19 protein-coding genes and 3 tRNA genes are annotated in these 21,391 nt (G+C 72.2%); 10 read left to right on the top strand and 12 right to left on the bottom strand.

Annotated elements, in window-relative coordinates:
- Positions 1 to 115 precede the first annotated feature (115 nt).
- Entirely contained in the window at positions 116 to 1,381 is a 1,266-nt protein-coding gene (locus tag MOPEL_RS13890; RefSeq protein ID WP_169316325.1) for a M1 family aminopeptidase, read from the top strand.
- A 4-nt stretch (positions 1,382 to 1,385) separates the two neighbouring features.
- On the opposite strand, the gene MOPEL_RS13885 is transcribed toward MOPEL_RS13890, so the two are convergent.
- Positions 1,386 to 2,054: a hypothetical protein gene (locus tag MOPEL_RS13885; RefSeq protein ID WP_141631363.1), complete on the bottom strand. Its 669-nt coding sequence runs from the start codon at positions 2,052 to 2,054 to the stop codon at positions 1,386 to 1,388.
- A 173-nt stretch (positions 2,055 to 2,227) separates the two neighbouring features.
- Here MOPEL_RS13885 and MOPEL_RS13880 point away from each other — a divergent pair, with 173 nt between their 5' ends.
- The gene (locus MOPEL_RS13880; protein ID WP_009483509.1) at positions 2,228 to 2,983 is read left to right on the top strand and encodes a 4'-phosphopantetheinyl transferase family protein; all 756 of its coding nucleotides are present in this window, start codon (positions 2,228 to 2,230) and stop codon (positions 2,981 to 2,983) included.
- On the opposite strand, the gene MOPEL_RS13875 is transcribed toward MOPEL_RS13880, so the two are convergent.
- From MOPEL_RS13875 to MOPEL_RS13865, 3 genes are read right to left on the bottom strand one after another with little or no spacing between them, the layout of a single operon-like run.
- A complete protein-coding gene (locus MOPEL_RS13875) occupies positions 2,962 to 4,350 on the bottom strand; it encodes a M1 family metallopeptidase (RefSeq protein ID WP_009483508.1) in 1,389 nt (462 codons plus the stop codon). The genes MOPEL_RS13880 and MOPEL_RS13875 overlap by 22 nt on opposite strands.
- Positions 4,343 to 8,254 carry a Pls/PosA family non-ribosomal peptide synthetase gene (locus tag MOPEL_RS13870; RefSeq protein ID WP_009483507.1) on the bottom strand — a complete coding sequence of 1,304 codons (3,912 nt, stop codon included), beginning with the start codon at positions 8,252 to 8,254 and terminating at the stop codon, positions 4,343 to 4,345. The genes MOPEL_RS13875 and MOPEL_RS13870 overlap by 8 nt, the downstream gene beginning before the upstream one ends.
- A 41-nt stretch (positions 8,255 to 8,295) precedes the next feature.
- The gene (locus MOPEL_RS13865; RefSeq protein WP_009483506.1) at positions 8,296 to 9,483 is read right to left on the bottom strand and encodes a PrsW family intramembrane metalloprotease; all 1,188 of its coding nucleotides are present in this window, start codon (positions 9,481 to 9,483) and stop codon (positions 8,296 to 8,298) included.
- Positions 9,484 to 9,863: 380 nt separating this feature from the next.
- Here MOPEL_RS13865 and orn point away from each other — a divergent pair, with 380 nt between their 5' ends.
- The 3 genes from orn (at position 9,864) to MOPEL_RS13850 (ending at position 11,487) form a co-directional block, all read left to right on the top strand.
- Positions 9,864 to 10,493, top strand: coding sequence for an oligoribonuclease (orn, locus tag MOPEL_RS13860; RefSeq protein ID WP_009483505.1), 630 nt, complete (start codon positions 9,864 to 9,866; stop codon positions 10,491 to 10,493).
- Positions 10,494 to 10,692: 199 nt separating this feature from the next.
- Positions 10,693 to 10,768, top strand: a tRNA-His gene (locus tag MOPEL_RS13855).
- Positions 10,769 to 10,923: 155 nt separating this feature from the next.
- Positions 10,924 to 11,487, top strand: a complete 564-nt coding sequence (locus tag MOPEL_RS13850; RefSeq protein WP_009483504.1) for a copper resistance CopC family protein — start codon at positions 10,924 to 10,926, stop codon at positions 11,485 to 11,487.
- A gap of 138 nt (positions 11,488 to 11,625) precedes the next feature.
- Here MOPEL_RS13850 and MOPEL_RS13845 read toward each other — a convergent pair whose 3' ends face one another.
- Positions 11,626 to 11,919 (bottom strand): hypothetical protein, encoded by a 294-nt coding sequence (locus MOPEL_RS13845; protein ID WP_009483503.1) that lies wholly within the window; start codon positions 11,917 to 11,919, stop codon positions 11,626 to 11,628.
- Positions 11,920 to 12,335: 416 nt separating this feature from the next.
- On the bottom strand, positions 12,336 to 13,694 hold the full coding sequence (locus MOPEL_RS13840; RefSeq protein WP_040634826.1) for an MFS transporter: 1,359 nt from the start codon (positions 13,692 to 13,694) through the stop codon (positions 12,336 to 12,338).
- 657 nt (positions 13,695 to 14,351) lie between these two features.
- Here MOPEL_RS13840 and MOPEL_RS13835 point away from each other — a divergent pair.
- A complete protein-coding gene (locus tag MOPEL_RS13835) occupies positions 14,352 to 15,089 on the top strand; it encodes an APC family permease (RefSeq protein ID WP_009483501.1) in 738 nt (245 codons plus the stop codon).
- A 262-nt stretch (positions 15,090 to 15,351) separates the two neighbouring features.
- On the opposite strand, the gene MOPEL_RS13830 is transcribed toward MOPEL_RS13835, so the two are convergent.
- A tRNA-Lys gene (locus MOPEL_RS13830) sits at positions 15,352 to 15,424 on the bottom strand.
- Between the two features lie 164 nt (positions 15,425 to 15,588).
- Between MOPEL_RS13830 and tdh the strand changes: the two genes are divergently transcribed.
- Positions 15,589 to 16,635, top strand: a complete 1,047-nt coding sequence (gene tdh / locus MOPEL_RS13825) for an L-threonine 3-dehydrogenase (protein WP_009483500.1) — start codon at positions 15,589 to 15,591, stop codon at positions 16,633 to 16,635.
- A 33-nt stretch (positions 16,636 to 16,668) separates the two neighbouring features.
- Entirely contained in the window at positions 16,669 to 17,859 is a 1,191-nt protein-coding gene (locus MOPEL_RS13820; RefSeq protein WP_009483499.1) for a glycine C-acetyltransferase, read from the top strand.
- A 103-nt stretch (positions 17,860 to 17,962) separates the two neighbouring features.
- Here MOPEL_RS13820 and MOPEL_RS13815 read toward each other — a convergent pair whose 3' ends face one another.
- Together MOPEL_RS13815 and MOPEL_RS13810 are read right to left on the bottom strand one after the other, a co-directional pair.
- On the bottom strand, positions 17,963 to 18,304 hold the full coding sequence (locus MOPEL_RS13815) for a chaperonin (protein ID WP_040634824.1): 342 nt from the start codon (positions 18,302 to 18,304) through the stop codon (positions 17,963 to 17,965).
- Positions 18,297 to 18,563, bottom strand: a complete 267-nt coding sequence (locus MOPEL_RS13810; protein ID WP_009483497.1) for a DUF3618 domain-containing protein — start codon at positions 18,561 to 18,563, stop codon at positions 18,297 to 18,299. Before MOPEL_RS13810 ends, MOPEL_RS13815 begins: the two co-directional genes overlap by 8 nt.
- Before the next feature lie 215 nt (positions 18,564 to 18,778).
- Here MOPEL_RS13810 and bcp point away from each other — a divergent pair, with 215 nt between their 5' ends.
- Both bcp and MOPEL_RS13800 read left to right on the top strand, forming a co-directional pair.
- Complete coding sequence (bcp, locus tag MOPEL_RS13805) at positions 18,779 to 19,270, top strand: thioredoxin-dependent thiol peroxidase (RefSeq protein ID WP_009483496.1); 492 nt, start codon at positions 18,779 to 18,781, stop codon at positions 19,268 to 19,270.
- Positions 19,271 to 19,328: 58 nt separating this feature from the next.
- Positions 19,329 to 19,411: transfer RNA gene (locus tag MOPEL_RS13800), tRNA-Leu, on the top strand.
- A 167-nt stretch (positions 19,412 to 19,578) separates the two neighbouring features.
- Here MOPEL_RS13800 and rdgB read toward each other — a convergent pair.
- From rdgB to MOPEL_RS13785, 3 genes are read right to left on the bottom strand one after another with little or no spacing between them, the layout of a single operon-like run.
- Positions 19,579 to 20,193, bottom strand: a complete 615-nt coding sequence (rdgB, locus tag MOPEL_RS13795; RefSeq protein ID WP_009483495.1) for an RdgB/HAM1 family non-canonical purine NTP pyrophosphatase — start codon at positions 20,191 to 20,193, stop codon at positions 19,579 to 19,581.
- A complete protein-coding gene (rph, locus tag MOPEL_RS13790; RefSeq protein ID WP_009483494.1) occupies positions 20,190 to 20,948 on the bottom strand; it encodes a ribonuclease PH in 759 nt (252 codons plus the stop codon). The genes rdgB and rph overlap by 4 nt, the downstream gene beginning before the upstream one ends.
- A gap of 57 nt (positions 20,949 to 21,005) precedes the next feature.
- A complete protein-coding gene (locus tag MOPEL_RS13785; RefSeq protein ID WP_009483493.1) occupies positions 21,006 to 21,317 on the bottom strand; it encodes a CHAP domain-containing protein in 312 nt (103 codons plus the stop codon).
- Positions 21,318 to 21,391 lie beyond the last annotated feature (74 nt).

The raw sequence follows: 21,391 nt of genomic DNA, 5'->3' as shown, positions 1-21,391 counted from the left end.
CACCGGATGCACCCCATTCCTCCCCACCGACCCTCCGACGTCGACTCCCCCGTCTGAGGTGGGAGCGTGGCCGCCCCCCGCGGCGGACCGCCCCGTCGTCGACCTCGCCTTCACCGTGTCGGACTCCCTCGATGCCGCCGAGGGAGTCGAGAACGTCTCCTTCTCCCCAGATCGGACGGTGTGCGAACTCGTCTTCCGCACCTGGCCGAACAGTCCCGCAACCGCTCGTGCCGGCACCGCACTCCGGGTCGTGTCCATCACGGTCGAAGGTGTTCCCCTCCCCCTCCGGACCGAGGCCGCCGGTGCCCCCGCCGGTTCCCCCGGCACCCTCGTGCGGGCACCGCTGCCACGCTGCACCCGCCCCGGTGAACGCGTCACGGCGCAGCTGTGGTTCGACCTCGCCCTCGGCGGGGACGTGGATGCCCGGACAGGCCGCTCCACGGAGGCACGAGCGGCCTGGTTCGGGACCGCGTTCCCACTCCTCGCCTGGGTGGACGGCAACGGATGGGCCACCTCGCCTGCCCACCCGTTCCTCGGCGAGTCGACGACGAGCGAGGTGTTCCGGCTGCGTCGCCTCGACGTCACGGCACCCCAGGAAGCCCTCGTCGCCGCCGCCGGCCGCTTCCGGGGCACGAGGCCGGGTGGTCGTCCGGGGACGACCACCCACCGGTTCGAGGCACCTGCCGTCCGCGATGTCGCGGTCACCGTCGGTGACCTCACCCTCACCCGGTTCGACGTCGACGGCACCCGGGTCACCCTCGCCACCCCCCGCCACCGCAACGTCGACATCGCCGCGTGGCGCGACCAGGTGACCACGTCCCTCCGTGGGCTCGTCACCCGTTTCGGGCCGACGCCCTACCCCGACCTGTGGCTCAGCGTCCTTCCCGGCGACAACAGCGGCGTCGAATACCCCGGGGCCGCACAGTTCGGCGACATCGATCCCCACGCCGACGCATGGCTCGTCACCCATGAGCTGGCCCACCAATGGTTCTACGGGCTCGTCGGGAACGACCAGGCCGCTCATCCCTGGCTCGACGAGGCATTCGCGACCTACGCACAGGAACTCGTCGCACCGACCAGCCTCTCCCGTGACCCTCAGGAATGGCTCGGGCTCGACGGGCACGTCGGCGAGGGCCGTGCGTTCTTCGCGAAGCAGGCTCGGCCCGGCCGCACCTACGTCGCCACCGTCTATCGGGGCGGTGCACGCGCCCTGCTGCAGGCCCGCGTCGCAGACGGGAATCCCGAGGAGTTCGACGAGGCCGTACGCACCTACCTCCACGACCTCGCCCACGACCTGGCGACACCAGAGGACCTTGCGCGCCGGCTGAGTCACCTGACCGGAGCGACCCGGGTCCTTCGGGAGGCCGGCGCGCTCCCGTGAGCGGTCACGACGCCGCGACGGTCTCCTCGTCGTCGTCGAAACTCAGGTCGCTGGTCCCCTCGTATTCCGTGATGAGCCACGAGGTGCCGGGGTCAGGCGGCGTCGTCCCCGTCGCGACGGCGGAGGTCTCGGCCGCGCCCACCGGGATCACCGTCACCGTCATCGTCCGTTCCAGCCGCCCCGGGGCGGCGGACCGGCCGTGGACGTAGTCGAGGCGCGCGGAATGATCGAAAGAGATCTCCAGCGGGGTGACGTCGGCGCCCGCAGGCACGTCGGCGACATCCACCTCGGCGCCGGAGAGGACCTGGCCACCGACGACAGGGCGACGGTCGGGCATCGCCAGCTCGGGCGCATCGACCCGGTGCAGTCGGAACAGGTCGACGACATGCCGGGACTCCGTGTCGCCGGCGTTGGCCCGTCCGACGGTGCGACGCCAGTCGGCCTGCACCTCCGGCGCGAAGTGGCCCACCAGTCCCTCGAACAGATCGGCATCCGACCACGTGGTGCGACGAGGGTCGACGTCCTCCCGTCGTACCGATTGCGCGAGCATGAGCCGGGAGACCTCGTCGTAGGCCTTGCGGGCCTCGTCCCCATACATCTGCTCGGCCTCGGCGGTCACCGTCACGGGTTCGACGTACGTCGAGGGGGCCGCCTCGTCCGGGGTGCTGGGCAAGGCGCATCCCCCGACGAGCGAGACGGCGGCGAATGCCCCCACGAGAAGGCGTGCACGCCGCATGTTCTTCCTCTTCCCCACGAGCATCCTGGACCACCGTCCAACTTACCGTCCTCGCCCCCGCCGCGCACGTCGGACCTGCGGCGTCCTCGGGCGCGGACTAGGCTGACGCGGTGATCGACGAGCCACCTCCTCCGGTCCGGGACGTCGTCGACGTCTACGTCGCCCGCAGCGTCGACCACACCCCACTCCTTCGAATGCTCGACGAGGACGAGCGGCGTCGGTGCGCTCGGCTGCGACAGGCGGAGGATCGGGACCGGTTCGCGTCGGCACACGCCCTGGCGCGACTCGCCCTCGCGGCGCGCACCGGAATCCCCACGGAGCGGCAACGGTTCCGGCGACGATGCGTCGTGTGCGGGGGCCCGCACGGCACGCCCCTGCTCGTCCTCGACGACGGGGCCGGGCCGTCGCGGCCTGTCCCTCACCTCAACATCTCCTCGCGCGGTGACCACGTCATCGTCGCCGTCCGTACGGGCGGGCCCGTCGGCGTCGACGTCGAATACACCGAGGGAGTGGCCACAGAGGGATTTCTCGACACCGCGCTGACCGCCGAGGAACGCCTCGAGTGGGCGGGGCGCCCGCACGGTGTCCGGGACCGAGAGGCCGCCGTGTGGTGGACGCGGAAGGAGGCGATCCTCAAGGCGACCGGGTACGGGCTGCTCGTCGAGCCGACCCTCGTCCGAGTCAGTACCCCGTGGTCCCCGCCGGACCTCCTGGACTGGCGACACCCCGACATCCCCCGTCCGCACGTCTCCCTCACGGACCTCGATGTCCGCGACGCCGAGGTCGTGGCCGCGGTGGCCGTGCTGGGAGAACCGACGCCCCCGGTGATCCGTGAGGCCGATCTTCAGGACCTCCCGCGGGCGTGACCGCCCCTCGGCCGCGAGGGCAGGGGAGGGAGGGCCGTCTCGTCGATCCACGGCGACAGGACGTCCGCGAGCCTCGGGGCCGTCGCGGCGAGGTGGGCGCGGAAGTCGTCGGTCGTGACGACGGACTCCAGGTGGGCGGCGACCCATCCCCGCACGAGGTCGAAGAACACGTCGTCACCCGCCGCGCACCGCACGGCGTGGAGGGCGAGGGCGCCGCGCTTGTAGACGCGGTCGTCGAACATGAGGTCCGTGCCCGGGTCGGAGACGACGATGTCGCGTGGCTCCTCGAGGAGGCCCGCGTAGTAGTGCTCCGCGGTCGCCCCGACGCGCCGCGAGCCGAGGTGGTCCCACCACAGCCACTCGGCATAGCAGGCGAACCCCTCGTTGAGCCAGATGTCCCGCCACCGCGCGAGGCCCACCGCGTTGCCGAACCACTGATGGGCGAGCTCGTGCGCGACGAGTCGCTCGCTGTGGCGACGCCCGTCGGCGTGGTTGCTGCCGAAGATCGACAGACTCTGCGCCTCGAGAGGGATCTCGAGCGCGTCGTCGGTGACGACGACGTCGTAGCGGGAGAACGGGTAGGGCCCGAAGAGTCCGGAGAACAGCCGCATCATCTGCGGTTGGCGACCGAAGTCGTGGGCCGCGCGGCGACGCAGCCGGTCGGGCACGTGGACCGTCTGCGGCACGTCGTCCGTCTCGAGGCCGTCGGGTTCGATCGCGCCGTAGCGGCCGACCTGGATCGTCGCGAGGTACGGCGCCGTCGGCGTCGGGTTGTCGTAGACGCTCGTCGCGCGACTCGAGGCGCGCGTGCGCGAGACGAGCTCGCCGTTGGCGACGACGGTGTAGATCGCCTCCGTCGTCACCGCGATGCGGTAGGTGGCACGGGAGGAGGGGCGGTCGTTGCACGGGAACCACGTCGGCGCGCCGTCCGGCTGGGCCGCGACGAGAGCACCGTCGGTGAGCTCCTCGAAGCCGACCTCGCCCCATGGCCCCGTGCGCGGGCCCGGGTGACCGGAGTAGAAGACGGTGACCTGCATCCGGTGGCCGACCTCGGTCTTCCCCCCCAGCGGCACGACGAGCTTGGCGCCACGTGCCCGCCACCGACGCACCCGACCGCCGTCGATGCGGACCTCGGTGACGGTGAGCCCGTCGAGGTCGAATTCGATCTCGGACGCCGCCTCACGGAGGACGACGTCGGCCCGTGCCGCACCGACGAGGCGGTTGGTCCTCACCGTGTAGTCGAGGGCGAGGTCGTAGTGGTCGACGTCGTAGACGTGACTCCCCTGGTCCGAGACGTAGTCCGGTTCGGATCCACCGACGGCGCGGACGAGACGATCGATCGGGCCGGGCAGAGACAGGTCAGGCATGGACGTCACTGTCCCACGGCGCGATCGGGTTTCCGACCCAACGGCTGCCGTCCGGGACGTCCTCCCCTCTCAGGACGAGGGAAGCCGGGCCGACCGACGCTCCCGTGCCGATTCGCGCAGCCGGGAGGACGACGCCGTTGGGTCCGAGCGTGGCCCCCGGCGCGAGGGTCACGGTGTCGAGGCTCATGACGCGGTCGTGGAAGAGGTGCGTCTGCACGACGCAGCCGCGCCCGACGGTCGCACCGTCGCCGAGGTGGACGAGGTCGGCCTCGGGGAGCCAGTAGCTCTCGCACCACACGCCACGGCCGATGTGGGCGCCGAGGCTCCGGAGCCACACCGCCATCGCGGGCGAGCCCGTCGCGGCCCAGGCGAACCACGGCCCGGCGAGCATCTCGACGAAGGTGTCGGCGAGCTCGTTGAACCACACGAACGCGCTCCACAGCGGGTGCTCTCCCGCGGCGATGCGTCCGACGAGGATCCGCTTGGCGAGAGCGGTGACGAGCGCGGCGACGGCGCCGGTGACGAGGACGACGAGCCCACCGAGGAGGAACGCGGTGGGGAGGCCGTGTGCGGCGAGCGCGAGGAGGGCGTACGCGACGAGCACGGTGAGCGCGACGTGGACCATCACGGGGACGACGCGGCACACCTCGACGAGGCTCCGCGCCCAGCGCAGGCGGCGGGTGGGGGCGAAGGTGTGGACGTCGTCCGCGTCGACGGCGGCCACCCGGCGGAGTTTGACCGGCGGACTTCCGAGCCAGGAGGTGCCGGACTTCGACTTGTGCGGCGCGGCGGAGAGCACTGCGACCAGGCCGTCCTTCGGGACCCTGCGGCCTGCGGCCGTCATGCCGGAGTTGCCGAGGAAGGCGCGTTTGCCGACACGGGCACGGCCGACGCGCATCCACCCGCCGCGGAGGTCGTAGGAGGCGACGAGGGTGTCGTCGGCGAGGAAGGCCCCGTCGCCGATCTTCGTCATGCACGGCAGGAGGAGCACGGTGGAGGCCTCGACGCCCTTGCCGACGCGGGCGCCGAGGGCGCGGAGCCACCACGGGGTGAGTCGGCTCGCATAGATCGGGAAGAGGATCGTGCGCGCCATGTCGAGGGTGCGTTCGGTGACCCAGATCTGCCACCCGACCCGGCTGCGCACGGGGTGGTGCCCCTCGCGGATGCCGATCGCACAGAGCCGCACGACGACGAGGACGACGAGCGCGAACCCGAGCATCCCGACGATCGTCACGAGCGGGGTGCGCGCGAGCATCGTCGGCAGCGCGTCGGCGAGGACGCGCGCGTGCCGGGCGGGTCGAAGGAGGAGCCACAGCGACGGGAGGAACCCGAGGAGCGGCAGGAACGAGAGCACGATGCCCGACACCGCGTAGATGCCGACCCACCGGCGGGCCCGGACGGGGCGGTGCTCGGGCCACTCCCCCGCGACCTTGCGGGCGGAGGACGGCGACGCCGGCGACCCTGCCCACACCTGCCCCGGTGGCACGGTGCCGTGGACGGCGGATCCGGCGGAGACGACGGCGCCCTTGCCGATCGAGGACCCCGGCAGCAGGATGCTGCGCGCGCCCACGGAGGCGTGGGACGCGACCCGGATGTGCCCGACGTGGAAGACGTCGCCGTCGACCCAGTGACCGGCGAGGTCGACCTCGGGTTCGATGGCGGCGCCTCCGCCGAGGGTGAGCATGCCCGTGACGGGCGGGACGGCGTGCATGTCGACGCCGCGCCCCACGGCCGCGCCGAGCCAGCGGGCGTAGTTGAGCATCCACGGGGCGCTCATCATCGAGGTGGCGCCTATGCTCTCGGCGAACTTCTCGCACCCCCACACGCGCAGGTGGACGTACCCGCCGCGGGGATACGAACCGGGGCGGAGGCCGCGCAGGACGAGCCGACTCACGAGGACGGAGAGACCGAGCTGGCCGATCGGCGTCCAGCCGACGAGGAGCCCGACGAGGAGGAACGGCCAGGAGACGTGCGGCATCGCCGTCCAGCCGAGGTCGTGGAGGATCCGCGCGCCGGCGAGGAGGAGGACGAGCCATCGAGCGGCGCGCACGGTCGCGAGCGCGACGTCGACGACGATCTGCACGGCCTGGGAGCGGAGAGGAACGGGGCGCGGCACCGGCCGGGGTTCGGCGGGGGCGTGGACCGCCGTCGGGACGTCGTGGTGGGTGTCGAGCATCGCCGCCTGCGCGGCGAGACGCGGGTGGTCGTAGAGGTCGGCGACGGTGACGCGCGGATACCTGCTGCGGAGGAGCGAGACGAGGCGGGCCGCGGCGAGGCTGCTGCCGCCGAGACCGAAGAAGTCGTCCTCCTCGCCGGGGTCGACGCCGAGGACGGCCTGCCACTGCTCGGCGAGCCAGGCGGCGGTGCCGTCGAGCCCCTCGCTGCCGGAGCCGGTGGCGCCCTCCCCCGCGAGCGGCCAGGGCAGGGCGTCGCGGTCGACCTTGCCGGAGGTGCGCGTCGGCATGTCGTCGACGACGGCGAGGCGCGGCACCATCGCGGCGGGGAGTCGCTCCCCGAGTCGAGCGCGGGCGTCGGTGAGGTCGGCGTCGCCGTAGGCGGGGTCCTCGGGCAGGAGGTAGCCGACGAGGACCTTGATGCCGGGCGCGGTCTCCCGTACGGCGACGGCGGCCATCGCGACGCCGGGGAGCGCCTGGAGCGCGGCGTCGATCTCGCCGAGCTCGATGCGGCGGCCGCCGACCTTGACCTGGTCGTCGGCACGGCCGGCGAAGACGAGGCCCTCCGTCTCGCGGACGACGAGGTCGCCGCTGCGGTAGGCGCGTTCCCAGCCGAGCATCGGGGCGTACGTCGCGGCGTCCTTGGCCGGGTCGAGGTAGCGCGCGAGGCCGACGCCGCCGATGACGAGCTCGCCCGTCTCCCCCTCGGCGACCTCGCGCCCCTCGGCGTCGACGACGGCGAGGTCCCAGCCGTCGAGCGGCACCCCGATGCGGATGGGCGCCTTCCCCGTCATGCGGGCGGCGCAGGCGACGACGGTGGCCTCGGTGGGTCCGTAGGTGTTCCACACCTCCCGCTCGGGCGAGACGAGTCGCGCGGAGAGCTCGGTGGGCAGCCCCTCGCCACCGAAGATGAGGAGCCGGACGCCTGCGAGCGCCTCCTGCGGCCACAGGGAGGCGAGTGTCGGCACGGTGGAGACGACGGTGATGCCGCGGCGTTCGAGCCACGGGGCGAGGTCGACGCCCGACTTGACGAGGGAACGGGGCGCGGGCACGAGGGCCGCGCCGTGACGCCAGGCGAGCCACATCTCCTCGCACGACGCGTCGAACGCGACGGAGAGCCCGGCGAGGACGCGGTCGCCGGGGCCGAGCGGGGCGTCCTGGAGGAAGAGGCGGGCCTCGGCGTCGACGAACGCGGCGGCGCTGCGATGCGTGACGGCGACGCCCTTGGGGGTGCCGGTCGAGCCGGAGGTGAAGATGATCCACGCGTCGTCGGTGAGCGTCGGGGCCCACGAGTCCGGGTCGAACTCGACGTCCGGGTCGGGTTCCCCGCCCCCGCTGCGCGGTTCGACGCCCGCGTCGGTGAGGACGGCGGCGACCCCGGCCTCGGAGAAGACGAGGGTCGCGCGCTCCTCGGGGTCGTCGGCGTCGACGGGCACGTAGGCCGCCCCGGCGCGGAGGATGCCGAGGATGCCGACGTGGAGGTCGGGGCGCCCCGTGGTCATGCGGATGCCGACGCGGTCGCCCGTGCGCACTCCCGCCCGGCGCAGACCGAGGGCGATCTCCCCGGCGGCCTCCCACGTCTCGCGGTAGGTGAGGACGGCGGGGTCAGTGTCGATCGCCGACTCGTCGGGGTGGAGGGCGACGACCTCGCGCAGGATGTCGACGAGGGTCCTCGGCGGCGGCGCCAGGTGTGAACGGTGCAGCGGATCGTCGGGGAGGGAGGAGGGCATGCAGCACCCTTTCGAGCGGTCGCGCTCTCGGTCGGGGAGGGTCACCCGATGCTACGAGACGGGAGCGACGTGCCGGTGAACTCCTGGCGGGCGCGGAGCAGCGAGTCGACGAGCACCCGCTCCTCCTCGACGATGCGGGGCCCGCCACGGCCCCGGACGTGACGGGCACGGAGGATGGCGAGTTCGACCGCGTCGTCCTGGAAGTCGCGCATGGCCCGGCTCCCCCGACGGCCCGCGGCCTCACCGGCCCAGCGTCGGGCGGCGCGGCGGCGCGCCGGGTCGGCGAGCATGACGAGTTCGTCGCGGCCGAAGAGCCCGGCGGCGGCGTAGTCGGCGAGGTGGCGTGCGACGAGGCGGTTCTCGCGGTACCGCATCCAGAGGGCGAACGCGATGGCGGAGAGGAACACCGGCACCTCGATGAAGAGGTAGGAGCCCACCCAGCCGACGAGGCCCGCCGACGCGCTCGCGTTCCACAGGGCGTGGAGGCACATCGCGAACAGCCACCCGAGCACGGGGGCGAGGAACCGCAGCGCGGTGCGTCCGACGACGGCGACGCCGATGCCGACGCCGGTCCAGATCGTGAAGAGCGGGTGGGCGAACGGGGAGAGCACTCCGCGCAGCACGAACGTGACGACGAGCGCCTCCGGTCCGCCCTCGGTGAGAGCCCGTCCGAGGTAGAGGATGTTCTCGCCGAACGCGAAGCCCGCGGCGACGATGCCGCCGTAGACGATGCCGTCGAGGACCCCGTCGAACTCCTTGCGACGCAGGGCGAGGACGACGAGGATGCCGAGCCCCTTCGTCGTCTCCTCGACGAGCGGTGCCCCGACGACCGCGGCGACGACGTCCGGTTCCAACCCGAGCGACCACACGAGCTCGGCGAAGAGCTGGTTGAGGAGCATCGAGGCGGCCGTGGCGATGCACGACCCCCACGCGAACGCGAGGACGAGCGAGGACGGCGGCTCCGCCTCCTGACGGTCGAGCCAGAGGAACGCCGGCAGGACGACGAGGAGCGGGACGAGCGCGACGAGCGAGGCGCGGAGCGCGGCCTGAACGCCGACCGTCAGGCCGATCGCCCACGCGAGGAGCGCGGCGCCGAGCAGCGCGAGGAGGACGAGGACGCCGACGGCCAGCCACCGGCGCAGCACGGGGCGTCCCGTCGCGTTCGACGGCCCGGCGGCGGGGACGTAACCGGGCGGCGGGAGGACTCCCGGCGCCGGGGGTGGTGTCATGGGCATGGCTCTCCTGTCGGCTCGTGCTGCGGCAGCCTATGGGACCACGCCGACACCCCTTCGTGCCGACGCCACCGCATCCCGATCGTCGTGGCTCCGCGGGTCGCGCTACGGGCCGCGCGTGCTGGTCGCGTCCGCGTCGGCCCACTTCCTCGCCATCGGCGTCCGCGATGTCCGTGTGAGGCGTCGGGTCGGTGGAGCCTCGTCAGGGCCGCCCACCAGGCGAGCCGCCCGTGTGCGGGTGCGCCGGGTGGGGCGCCGTCGCCTCGGGCGATGGTCCTCGGCCGGGATCTCCCGGAGACTCCCGTTCGGGCGATGCGGCACCGGGGCGGGTGAGGTGGTCGTGGGCGGGGTGTGCCCCGCGTCCTAGAGTGGCGGTCGTGTCCAAGACCACTGACTCCTCACACGACCGCATCATCTGGATCGACTGCGAGATGACCGGCCTCGACCTCGAGAAGGACGCCCTCATCGAGGTGGCCGCGCTCGTCACCGACTACGAGCTCACGCCGTTCGGCGAGGGCGTCGACGTCGTCGTCCGGCCGCCCGCCGAGGCGCTCGACCAGATGGGTGACTTCGTCCGCCGGATGCACACCGACAGCGGACTGCTGCCGCTGCTCGAGGGCGGCCTGACGATGGAGGAGGCGCAGGCCACGGTCCTCGCCTACATCCGGGAGCACGCGCCGGCCGCCGGCAAGTCCCCGCTCGGCGGCAACACCGTCGGCACCGACCGCACCTTCCTCGCCCGCGACATGCCCGAGCTCGAGGGTCACCTCCACTACCGCAACATCGACGTGTCCTCGATCAAGGAGCTGTCGCGTCGCTGGTACCCGCGGGTGTTCCACCACGCCCCGAAGAAGAACGGTGGCCACCGCGCACTCGCGGACATCAAGGACAGTCTCGTCGAGCTGCGCTACTACCGTGAGGCCGTGTTCGTCCCCCGGCCCGGCCCCGACTCGGCCACGGCGAAGGAGATCGGCGCCCGGCACGAGGAGCTCCGCACCCGGATCTGACCGCGCCGCACCGCCGCTCGAGCAGATCGGGTGGGCCCGCACCACGCAGCCCCGGTTCGTGCCGCTGCGGCCAATCCCGTCGGCCGCACCCTTCCTCCCGGAGGGGGTGGTCACGAGCACTCCGGAAAGCGGGTACGATGGTCGCCGCACCACCCGCTGGGGCTCCTCACGGATTCCCGACGGTGTGGCCTGCACGATGGTGGGTGTAGCTCAGCTGGTAGAGCACCTGGTTGTGGTCCAGGTGGTCGCGGGTTCAAGTCCCGTCACTCACCCCACGAAGAAGGGCCCTCGACCGACCGGTCGGGGGCCCTTCGCCATGGCCGGAGGAACACCGAAGACCCGAGAGGCGCGGAGTACGCGGCAGCTCGCAGAAGGGCGGCCACGCTCGACCACGAGGCCGACGATTCGGCGTCCGTGCCAGGATGGCCACATGCTCCGCCGCCCCGTCCTCCTCCCCTCGTTCCTCGTGGCCCTCCTCGTGACTCTCGCGACGATGCCGATCATGCTGGGCACGGTCGTCTCGGCCGCGGCGCACTCGGCGCTCGTCTCCTCCACGCCGAAGGACGGCGAGAAGCTCGCCGCCATGCCCACGACGGCCGCGCTCGTGTTCAACGAGAACATTGAGCCGCGCGGCACCCAGATCGTCATCGCCGACCACGCCGACGTGGCGCACCCCGTCACGCCCCAGGTCGACGGCCCCGAGGTCATCGCCGCCATCCCCGAGGGACTCCCCGACGGTCTCGTCCACGTGCGCTACCGCGTCGTGAGCGCCGACGGCCACCCCATCTCCGGGGAGACCACGTTCACGGTGGGCGACAGCCACACCGGCTCGAACGGCGACACGGCTCCCGCTGCTCCCCCGGTCCCCACCGCCGATCCGACCTCCGACGGCGACGGCTCCACGACGATGATGTACGTCCTCACGGGCGTCGCCGCGACCGTCCTCGTCGCCGCCGGACTCGCGATGTTCCTCGCCGGCCGTCGACGCCCCTGATCACGGACCTCACGGTCCACGACGCGATGCACCCCCCCGACACGAACCGTGTCGGGGGGGTGCATCGTCTCGGACTGGGAGCCCGGTTCAACAGGTGCGGGACGCCCTCACGGCCCTCCTCTGGTGGAGCCGTGGCTGTCAGTGACGCGGCGGCGGCGCGTCGGGCCGATCGGAGGCGTGTCCCTGGGTCGTCGCCATGCACCGCACGAGCCGGGCGTGCGTGACGTACCCGGCCTCGTCGAGGTCCGCGGCGAGCGCGAGCATGGTCGTCTCGGACAGGCGGAGCGCCCCGAGATCGACGACGGGTCGCGCGAAGTCACGGTGGCAGTCCCACCAGAGTTCGCGAAGCGTCGTCGAGAGCGTCTCGCGCTCCTCAGTGGTCATGGCGCGCTGGTCGATGATGCCGCCGTCGGCGGTGATGTCGGTCGACATGTTGTCGTCGTTCCCCCTGATTGGTGCGTTCACGGTGCGCGTCGCGATCCCGGCGGTGATGACCGCCTCGCCTCCCCAGGACGACGCCGGGGACGACTTTACGACACTCGTCCAGGACGCCCGATGGACATGCCCGCCGCGGGACCGTCACGAACCGGACACGACATCGCCGGGCTCACGCCGACCTCGGTTGCCCGACACGAGGGTTCGTGGCCCGAGGGTCGTCGGACCGTCGCCCCGGCGACAGGGGCCACCTCCCCGTCATGTATCCCAGCACGTCCCGGTGCCCACCACGGCCGATGCGGCGACGGCATTTGTGCGGCAACGACGTTCGACCCGAACCGTCGCCGCGGGGGGTTGCCGGTCTGCGCGTCGGGGCGCCGATGGGTACAACCCCGGAACGGGCCGGTGGGACGTCAGGCAGCGGCCGGCCGGGCCCGCACCGCCGCCACCACCGACAAGGCCCCCACGACGCAGGAGACGACAAGGGTGCCGACGAATGCGGCCCGTTGGTGCGTCGCGTACAGGGTGCCGAACACGACACCCGAGAACGCGAGGCCCACGGCACTCGCGAGCGCCTCGGCGAGCTGCAGAGCCGAGGAGTTCCGGCCGACCTCGGCCTCGGTGGAGAGGCGCATCGTCACGAGCGTCGTCGTCGGGTAGGCGAGGCCCACGCCGGCGATGGCGAGTCCGTAGCAGGCCACGGCGAACCATCCCGGCCCCCCGAGCGCGACCCCGGCGGCGAGCACGACCATGAGGGTGGTGAACCAGGCCGCGCCCGCGGTGATGAGGCGGTATCGGTCGGCCGTGGGCCCGAGGCGCCCCTGCAGCGTGGAACCCACCGTCCACGTCATCGCCGCGACGGCGAGGATGGCGCCCGCCTGGGCGGGGCCGTATCCGTGCTCGTCGCGGAGCATGAGCGGTAGGTAGGCCTCGGCGGCGATGAAGGATCCGCCGAGGGCGCCTCGGGTCGCGACCACGGAGGGGAGTCCGCGGCCGAGCCGCAGGGTGCCACCGGGCAGGAGATGTCGGGCCGCGGCGACGAGCACGACGAGAAGTCCCGCGCCGAGCGCCCATGCCGTCGGCGACACCCTCGCCCCCACGAGGTTGAGGATCCCAACCGCGGCGGCGGCGGCGACCGTCCACGCGAGGAGCGAGGTCGGGAGGGTTCGAGCGCCTCCGGCCGGGCGCGTCCGCGCGAGGGCCGGCGCCATGAGGAGCACGGCGAGGAGGACGAACGGGGTGACGCCGTAGAATATCCAGTGCCACGTGAGGCGCTCGACGATCAGGCCGGTGAGGAGGGGGCCCACGAGTCCGGGGACGACCCACGCGGCCGCGAGGAGGGAGAACACCCGAGGACGGATGCGGTCGGGGACGAGCTGGGCGATGACGACGTACAGCGCGACGTTCGCGAGCCCCGACCCCAGTCCCTGGATCGCACGTCCGACGCAGAACACACGGAAGTCGCCCGCGAACCCTGCGACGAGGAGCCCGACCGCGAATGCTCCCGCACCGGCGACGACGACCGCGCGAGGACCCGACCTGTCGCTCCACCACCCGCCGAGGACGGTGCCGACGAGGCTCGTCGCGACGGTGGCGCCGAAGGCCAGGTTGTACAGGTCGTACCCGTCGAGGTCGGCCGCGACGGTCGGCATCGCGGCCGCCACGGCGATGTACTCGAGTGCGAGCAGTGAGATGAGCACCGCCGACCCGATCGACACCGAGGCGACTCCCGGCGCGAGGACACCGTCCTCCCGCACGCTCCTGCTCCGCACGACACCCCTCCGTCTCGATCCCGCCGTTCCCGGCCACGTCCCGCCCCGGCCGGTCGGGCACGGTCCACCTTCGGGGTGGTCGGTGCGGGATCGGACGGCCGCCGGGGGCGTCCTCGCCCGTCCGCACGGCCCACCTCCTCACCGACGGCGCCGGTGAGGGCGAAGAGCCTTGAACCTCCATGGTGCCCGATATGGGGGTGACGTGTCGTCCCCGCCCCGTGCGACCGCCGTCGATCGTGTGCGTTCCCCCTGCGTCGCGGTGCACCGACGCCGTTCCGATGTCGCGCACGGCCGAGGCTCGTCGTCGTTCCTCACGGCCGGCCCGCTGCGCGGCCTCCTCCCCTGCCGCCGCCATGTCACGTCACAGCCCCTGCCGCAGGAGATCCTCTTATGTGTGGCATCTCACGAATGGCTGAGGTGGCGGGGCTCCGTGCCACTAAGGTGTCCCCGTTCACGCGCCCGTCGCCCGGCGGTTCCCCCTCCTGCCTGCGATCAGGCACGCCAGACCGGAGTTGCCCACCTGAGCGTCTGCCGCACGGAATCGGTGCTGGCCTCGCCTCGACCGTCGCCGTCTCCGGGGTCGGCGTACACGTTCTCCTACGCGACCCTCGGCGAGCTCGCCGCCTGGATCATCGGGGGGACCTGCTCCTCGAGATGATGCTCGGCGCCTCCGTCGTCGCCCAGGGCTGGTCCCAGTACCTCGTCCTGCTCCCCGGCAACCTCATCCCGTTCCCTGCGGCCGCCGCCCCGGGTGCGCCGTTCGACCTCGCGGCGTTCGAGAGCGTGGGGCAGACGTGGGCGGCGACTCTCATCGCCGCCGGTGCGGTCGCCGGTCTCTTCACCGTCGTCATGGCCCTCCTCATCGGCGGCACCCGCGTCGTCTTCGCGATGTGCCGCGACCACCTGCTCCCCCTGAGCTGGGGCCGGACGAGCCCCCGCACGGGCACGCCGGTGCGGCTGACGATCGGATTCGGTCTGCTCGTCGCGCTCATGGCGTCGCGCACGCCCGTCGGCGAGCTCGAGGAGATGGTGAACATCGGCACGCTGTCGGCTGTCGTCCTCGTCTCCGTCGCGGTGCCCGTGCTCCGCCAGCACCGCCCCGACCTGCAGCGCTCGTTCAAGGTGCCCGGTTCGCCGGTGCTGCCGTGGCTCGCAGCGCTCACGTCCTCGTGCTCGACCCGCCGCTCGACACGTGGCTGCGGTTCTTCATCTGGATGGCGATCGGCTCGTCGTGTACGCCCTCTCCGGCTCCCGCCACAGCCGGCTACACAAAAAGCCCGAGCTCGCGCACTCCTCGCGCCGACCCGCGCGACGTCCCGACCGCGAGGGCCGTTCCGGGACCACCGGAGCGCCCGCGCGACGTCTCGCGGTGGACACGACCGCCTAGCCCCCTAGCCCCCTAGCCCCCGAGGCCCCCGAGGCCCCCGAGGGCGACGTGAGCCGTCGGCGACGCCCTGTGGCTCGTTCAGGGCCGTGGAGGAAGGACATCCAGGGTTGCGGGGTGAGGACTGGTGCGGCACCGACACGTCCTTCATCGGCGACGTGGGGCCTCGGGACCGGGTCGGACCGCGCGTCTCTCACCCGGCGCCGGACAAGACCCCGGATACGCCCTGGACATGACGAAGGGCCCCGGTCTCCCGGGGCCCTTCGTGTTCGGTGCGCCATCAGGGACTCGAACCCCGAACCCGCTGATTAAGAGTCAGCTGCTCTGCCCATTGAGCTAATGGCGCGCAACGAGGAAGAACGTTACCCCCGACCCTCCAAATGTCCAAATCGGCAGGCCACGGCGTCCCTCCGCCGTCTCGACGAGGACGGGGTTCTCGCCCGGAACCCCGTGCAGCTGTCCCCCCGCGGACCTACCGTGAGGTGTACGTCGCGACAAGGAGAGACATCCATGAAGGCACTCGCCAAGACCCAGGCCGGCCCCGGCCTCCAGCTCGTCGACCGCCCCGAGCCCGAGTGCGGTGCCGACGACGTCAGGATCAAGGTTCTCGCCGCCGGGTTGTGCGGCACCGACCTCCACCTCGAGCAGTGGGACGAGTGGGCCGCCCGCGAGGTGCACCCGCCGATGACGATCGGTCACGAGTTCTTCGGCGAGATCGTCGAGGTCGGCTCCGACGTCACCTCGTGCGAGGTCGGGCAGAAGGCCTCCGGCGAGGGACACGTCGTCTGCGGTCAGTGCCGCAACTGCCGCGCCGGGCGCCGACAGATGTGCAGCAACGTGAGCAGCGTCGGGGTCAACCGCGACGGGGCGTTCGCCGAGTACGTCGTCATCCCCGCGACCAACGTGTGGGTCCAGCCCGCCGACATGCGCCCCGAGGTCGGCGCCGTCTTCGACCCGCTCGGCAACGCGACCCACACCACCCTCATGTTTCCGCTCGTCGGGGAGGACGTCCTCATCACCGGCGCCGGCCCCATCGGCGTCATGGCCGCCGCCATCGCCCGCCACGCGGGCGCCCGCCACATCGTCGTCACCGACGTCTCCGACTACCGCCTGGACCTCGCCCGCGACGCCGGCGCCGATCTCGTCCTCAACGTCGCGAAGGACGACATCCTCAGCGCCCAGCGTCGCCTCGGCATGACCGAGGGCTTCGACGTCGCCCTCGAGATGTCGGGCAACCCCGCCGCCCTGCGCGAGACGATCGAGAACATGAACCACGGTGGCCGCATCGCCCTCCTCGGGCTTCCCAAGGAGAGTTTCGCCATCGACTTCGGCAACGTCATCACCCACATGCTCACGATCAAGGGCATCTACGGACGGGAGATGTTCGAGACCTGGTACGCCGCGAGCGCGATGATGCAGACTTCTCCCCTGCTCCGCGACACCGTGGGTTCGGTGATCACGCACACCTTCCCCCTCGAGGAATGGCCGCAGGCGTTCGAGGCGGCCCGTTCCGGCCGCTGCGGCAAGGTCGTCCTCGACATCGCCGGCGTCCTCTGAGCGCCCCGTCCGCCCCCACCCTCAGGAGATCCGATGACCGACTTCGACGGCTCCATCGCCGCCACCCTCGACGAGATCCGCGACGCGGGCCTCTACAAGAACGAACGCGAGCTCCTCACGCCGCAGTCCGCGCACGTGCGCACGACCACCGGCGAGGCGCTCAACTTCTGCGCGAACAACTACCTCGGCCTCGCCGACGACCCCGAGGTGATCGCCGCCGCCCGTGCCGCCCTCGACGAGTGGGGCTTCGGCATGGCGAGCGTCCGGTTCATCTGCGGCACGCAGGAGCTGCACAAGCAGCTCGAGGCCAAGATCGCCGAACTCGTCGGCACCGAGGACGCGATCCTCTACTCGAGCTGCTTCGATGCCAACGGCGGCGTGTTCGAGGTGCTCTTCGGCGCCGAGGACGCGATCGTCTCCGACGAGCTCAATCACGCGTCGATCATCGACGGCGTCCGTCTCGCCAAGGCCAAGCGGTTCCGCTACAAGAACGCCGACATGGCCGACCTCGAGGCGCAGCTCACGGCCGCGAAGGAGGGCGGGGCGCGGCGCATCGTCGTCGTCACCGACGGGGTGTTCTCCATGGACGGCTACTACGCGCCCCTCGCGGAGATCTGCGACCTCGCCGAGAAGCACGGCGCGCTCGTCATGGTCGACGACTCCCACGCCGTCGGGTTCGTCGGCGAGCACGGCCGCGGCACGCCGGAGAAGTGCGGCGTCCTCGGCCGCGTCGACCTCATCACGGGCACCCTCGGCAAGGCCCTCGGCGGCGCGTCCGGCGGCTACGTCGCCGCGAGCAAGAACGTCGTCGCACTCCTGCGTCAGCGCTCCCGCCCGTACCTGTTCTCCAACGCCGTCGCGCCCACCGTCGCCGCGGGCTCGCTCAAGGCGATCGAGCTGGCCCTCGCCGGCGACGACAAGCGTGCCGCCCTCGAGCGCAACTCGCGCCTCTTCCGCGAGCTCATGACGGAGGCCGGATTCGACCTCCTGCCGGGCTCCCACCCCATCACCCCGGTGATGTTCCCCGGCGAGGACGGCGCCCGACAGGCCACGCAGATCGCCGACGAGATGCTGAAGCGCGGCGTCTACGTCATCGCGTTCTCCTACCCCGTCGTGCCGCAGGGCAAGGCGCGTATTCGGGTGCAGCTCTCGGCGGCGCACAGCGAGGAGGACGTGCGCACCTGCGTCCGGGCATTCGTCGACGCGCGGGACGCCGTCGGCTGAGCCGCCCCCATGCACACGGAGCGGGCCCCCTTCCTCGATGGGAAGGGGGCCCGCTCCGTGTGTGTCGGTGACGGCCCGCACGTCGGCGGGGAAGCCCGTGGTCTCAGAGGTAGAGGCCGGGGCCCTCGCCCTCGGACGCGGGCGCGCGCACGGCGTGGAGGTCGCGTTCGCGCAGGAGCACGTACACGGTGCCGTCGAGTTCGACCTCGGCCTGCTCCTCGGGGTCGTAGAGAGCCTCGTCGTCGAGGCGCACCTGACGGACGTTCTGCCCGGTGGCGACGACCCTGGCCCACGAGAGCCGCTTGCCGAGGCTTGCCGTCGCCGGGATCAGCAGCCCGCCGCCGGTCTGGCGTTCGCCGTCGGCGTCGTCACGCTGCAGCAACACGCGATCGTGCAGCATGCGGATCGGCAGACGCGACCCTCGCGAAGAGTCCGAGTCAGCCACGGACGCGGTTGTAGACCGCGAGCGCGACGAGGAGCACCACGGCGCCGACGGCCGGGCCGACGACCTCGAGGCGGAGCGAACCGTCGGTGTTGCGGGCCGTGCGGTCGACGAACGTCTTGGCCTCGTCGACCTGACGCTTGGCGACGTTGGCGGGCTTGACGCGGAACGCCAGCTCATCGATCGTCGCGGCGAGGTCGTCGCGGTTCCGGGCGATGTCCTTCTCGATCTCGTCGAGTGACCGGTTGTCCTTGGCGCTCATCGACGGCTCCTTCGGTGTGATGGGTGCACCGGAGGCCGTCCGGCGATCCGGTGCTGGGGCATAGCTCTTCCCGGCGACGATAACCTACCCCCGACCGGCGCCCGCCATGCGGCACGGGACGTCCCCCGCGGGTCGTCCCCCGGTGCCCCGTCCGCGCTGCCCGGCGACCGTCCCACTCCCACTCCCGTCCCACTCCCACTCCCCCAGGAGGACCCATGACCACCCGACTCGAGCAGGGCGACGTCGCCCCCGACTTCACCCTCACGTCGCACACCGGCGAGGAGGTCACCCTCTCCGCGCTGCGCGGCCGCAAGGTCGTGCTCTACGCCTACCCGGCGGCGATGACGCCCGGGTGCACGACGCAGGCCTGCGACTTCCGCGACGCCCGCGACCCGTTCGCCGACGCCGGGTACGCCGTGTACGGCATCTCGCCGGACTCGGAGGAGAAGCTCGCCCGGTTCGTCGAGAAGGAGCAGCTCACGTTCCCGCTCCTCTCGGACCCGGACAAGGCCGTGCTCACCGCGTACGGCGCCTACGGCGAGAAGACGACGTACGGCAAGAAGACCGTCGGTGTCATCCGGTCGACGTTCGTCGTCGACGAGGAGGGCCGCATCGCCCTCGCGAAGTACAACGTGCGCGCCAAGGGCCACGTCGCCTCCCTCGCGAAAACGCTCGGCATCGACCTGCCCGCACCCACCGAGTCCTGAGTCCTCGTCCGAGGAACCACCCCTGACGCGCGGGCGGGAGGCGATACCCTGCGCTCACGCGGGAGTGGTGAAACTGGCAGACACGCAGGATTTAGGTTCCTGTGCCCCCAGGGCGTGAGGGTTCGAATCCCTTCTCCCGCACGTCGAACGCCATGGGTGGTCGCGGTTCTCGGAGTCGTGACGACCGTGACGGCCTCGAGACGATGCGCGATCGCCGACATGGGCGGGCCCCTCTCGGAGGGAGCCCGCCCGTGTCTCGTCGTGATGGGTACGCGCGCCGTGCCGCGCGAGGCGTCGCACCGCCGGGGTCAGTGTCCGAGGTACTCCGGCAGCGCCTCGGCGAGGGCGGCGAAGGCCTTGGCGCGGTGGGAGATCGCGTTCTTCTCCTCCGGCGGCAGCTCGGCGCTCGTGCGGGTGTCGCCGGCGACCTGGAGGATCGGGTCGTAGCCGAACCCGTTCTCGCCCCGGGGCTCGCGCACGATCGTGCCCTCGAAGCGGCCGTGCCGGGTGACGGTGCGGCCGTCGGGCATCGCGAGCGCCGCGCAGCACACGAACGCGGCGGAGCGGTGCTCCTCCGGCACGTCGGAGATCTGGGCGAGAAGGAGGCGCAGGTTGGCCTCGTCGTCGCCGTGGCGCCCGGACCAGCGGGCGCTGAACACCCCCGGCGACCCGCCGAGGACGTCGACGGCGAGACCGGAGTCGTCGGCGAGGGCAGGCAGCCCGGTGGCCTCGGCCGCGAACCGCGCCTTGAGCAGCGCGTTCTCCTCGAACGTGACACCGGACTCGACGACATCGGGAACGTCCGGGAAGGCGTCCATGCCGACGAGTTCGGTGCCGGTGCGGTCGAGGACGTCGGCGAGGATCGCGCGAAGCTCGCCCACCTTGCCCTGGTTGCGGGTCGCGAGGACGAGGCGGCCGCTCATCGCTGCACCTCGCGGGCGGGCGCGTCGAGGGCGGCCTGCTGGAGGCGGGTGAGCTCGGCGCAGCCGCCCATGGCGAGATCGAGCAGCCCGTCGAGGAGGCCGCGGTCGAACGGATCGCCCTCGGCGGTGCCCTGCACCTCGACGAACCGGCCGTCGCCGGTCATGACGACGTTCATGTCGGTCTCGGCGTCGACGTCCTCGACGTAGTCGAGGTCGAGGACGGGGCGCCCGCCGACGATGCCGACGCTCACCGCGGAGACGGACCCGGTGAGCGGGGTCGCGGTGCGCTTGAGGTGCCCGGCGGCGCGACCGGTCTCGATCGCGTCGACGAGCGCGACGTAGGCGCCGGTGATCGCCGCGGTGCGGGTGCCGCCGTCGGCCTGGAGGACGTCGCAGTCGAGGACGATCGAGTTCTCGCCGAGCTGCTTCATGTCGACGATGGAGCGCAGGCTGCGACCGACGAGGCGGGAGATCTCGTGGGTGCGTCCGCCGATCTTGCCCTTGACGGATTCTCGGTCGCTGCGCGTGTTCGTCGACCGCGGCAGCATGGCGTACTCGGCGGTGACCCACCCGAGCCCGCTGCCCTTGCGCCAGCGCGGCACGCCCTCGGTGAACGACGCCGCGCACAGCACGCGGGTGCGTCCGAACTCGACGAGGACGCTGCCCTCGGCGTGGTCGAGCCAGTTGCGGGTGATGCGGATGTCGCGGAGCTGGTCGACGGCGCGGCCGTCGTGACGGGGGGTGGAATCGCTCATGCCCGCAAGCCTACGGCCGGGCGACGACGCCCCGTCCCGCCCCCGCGGGCACGCCCGTCAGCGTTCGCCGTACCCGACGACGCGCAGATCGGAGTCGAGGCGGTGGTCGCTCACGACGATGCGGTCGTCCTCGTTGCCGCCGACCGTCGTGAGGATCCCGTCGTGCACCGAGAGGACGTAGTTCGTGTGCTGCCCGTAGGGCGAGTCGGGCCGGTACATGACGACGTCACCAAGTTTCGGCGTGTACCCCGAGTCGGCGGCGTGGAACGTCTTCGCCCCAAGGAAGTACTCCTCGAGGGTGTAGACGCCGGGAATGCGCCACGACCCCGAGTTCGGGTTCTTCAGCGGGCGGCCCGACTCCTTCGCCACGCAGTGCCGCCGACCTCGCGCGCGGCTCCCCCGGCCCCCACCTCGTGTGTCCATGTCCCAGTGTCACCCCGGCG

This window comes from Mobilicoccus pelagius NBRC 104925 (assembly GCF_000247995.1).
GTDB lineage: Bacteria > Actinomycetota > Actinomycetes > Actinomycetales > Dermatophilaceae > Mobilicoccus > Mobilicoccus pelagius.
This window is presented reverse-complemented; position numbering and strand designations above follow the sequence as displayed.

What these genes read in the sequence shown, in the direction of transcription:
- MOPEL_RS13875 (WP_009483508.1), bottom strand. Translation starts at nt 4,350, where the DNA reads ATGCCTGACCTGTCTCTGCCCGGCCCGATCGATCGTCTCGTCCGCGCC.
- MOPEL_RS13870 (WP_009483507.1), bottom strand. Translation starts at nt 8,254, where the DNA reads ATGCCCTCCTCCCTCCCCGACGATCCGCTGCACCGTTCACACCTGGCG.
- MOPEL_RS13865 (WP_009483506.1), bottom strand. Translation starts at nt 9,483, where the DNA reads ATGACACCACCCCCGGCGCCGGGAGTCCTCCCGCCGCCCGGTTACGTC.
- MOPEL_RS13850 (WP_009483504.1), top strand. Translation starts at nt 10,924, where the DNA reads ATGCTCCGCCGCCCCGTCCTCCTCCCCTCGTTCCTCGTGGCCCTCCTC.
- MOPEL_RS13845 (WP_009483503.1), bottom strand. Translation starts at nt 11,919, where the DNA reads ATGTCGACCGACATCACCGCCGACGGCGGCATCATCGACCAGCGCGCC.
- MOPEL_RS13835 (WP_009483501.1), top strand. Translation starts at nt 14,352, where the DNA reads ATGCTCGGCGCCTCCGTCGTCGCCCAGGGCTGGTCCCAGTACCTCGTC.
- tdh (WP_009483500.1), top strand. Translation starts at nt 15,589, where the DNA reads ATGAAGGCACTCGCCAAGACCCAGGCCGGCCCCGGCCTCCAGCTCGTC.
- MOPEL_RS13820 (WP_009483499.1), top strand. Translation starts at nt 16,669, where the DNA reads ATGACCGACTTCGACGGCTCCATCGCCGCCACCCTCGACGAGATCCGC.
- MOPEL_RS13810 (WP_009483497.1), bottom strand. Translation starts at nt 18,563, where the DNA reads ATGAGCGCCAAGGACAACCGGTCACTCGACGAGATCGAGAAGGACATC.
- bcp (WP_009483496.1), top strand. Translation starts at nt 18,779, where the DNA reads ATGACCACCCGACTCGAGCAGGGCGACGTCGCCCCCGACTTCACCCTC.
- rdgB (WP_009483495.1), bottom strand. Translation starts at nt 20,193, where the DNA reads ATGAGCGGCCGCCTCGTCCTCGCGACCCGCAACCAGGGCAAGGTGGGC.
- rph (WP_009483494.1), bottom strand. Translation starts at nt 20,948, where the DNA reads ATGAGCGATTCCACCCCCCGTCACGACGGCCGCGCCGTCGACCAGCTC.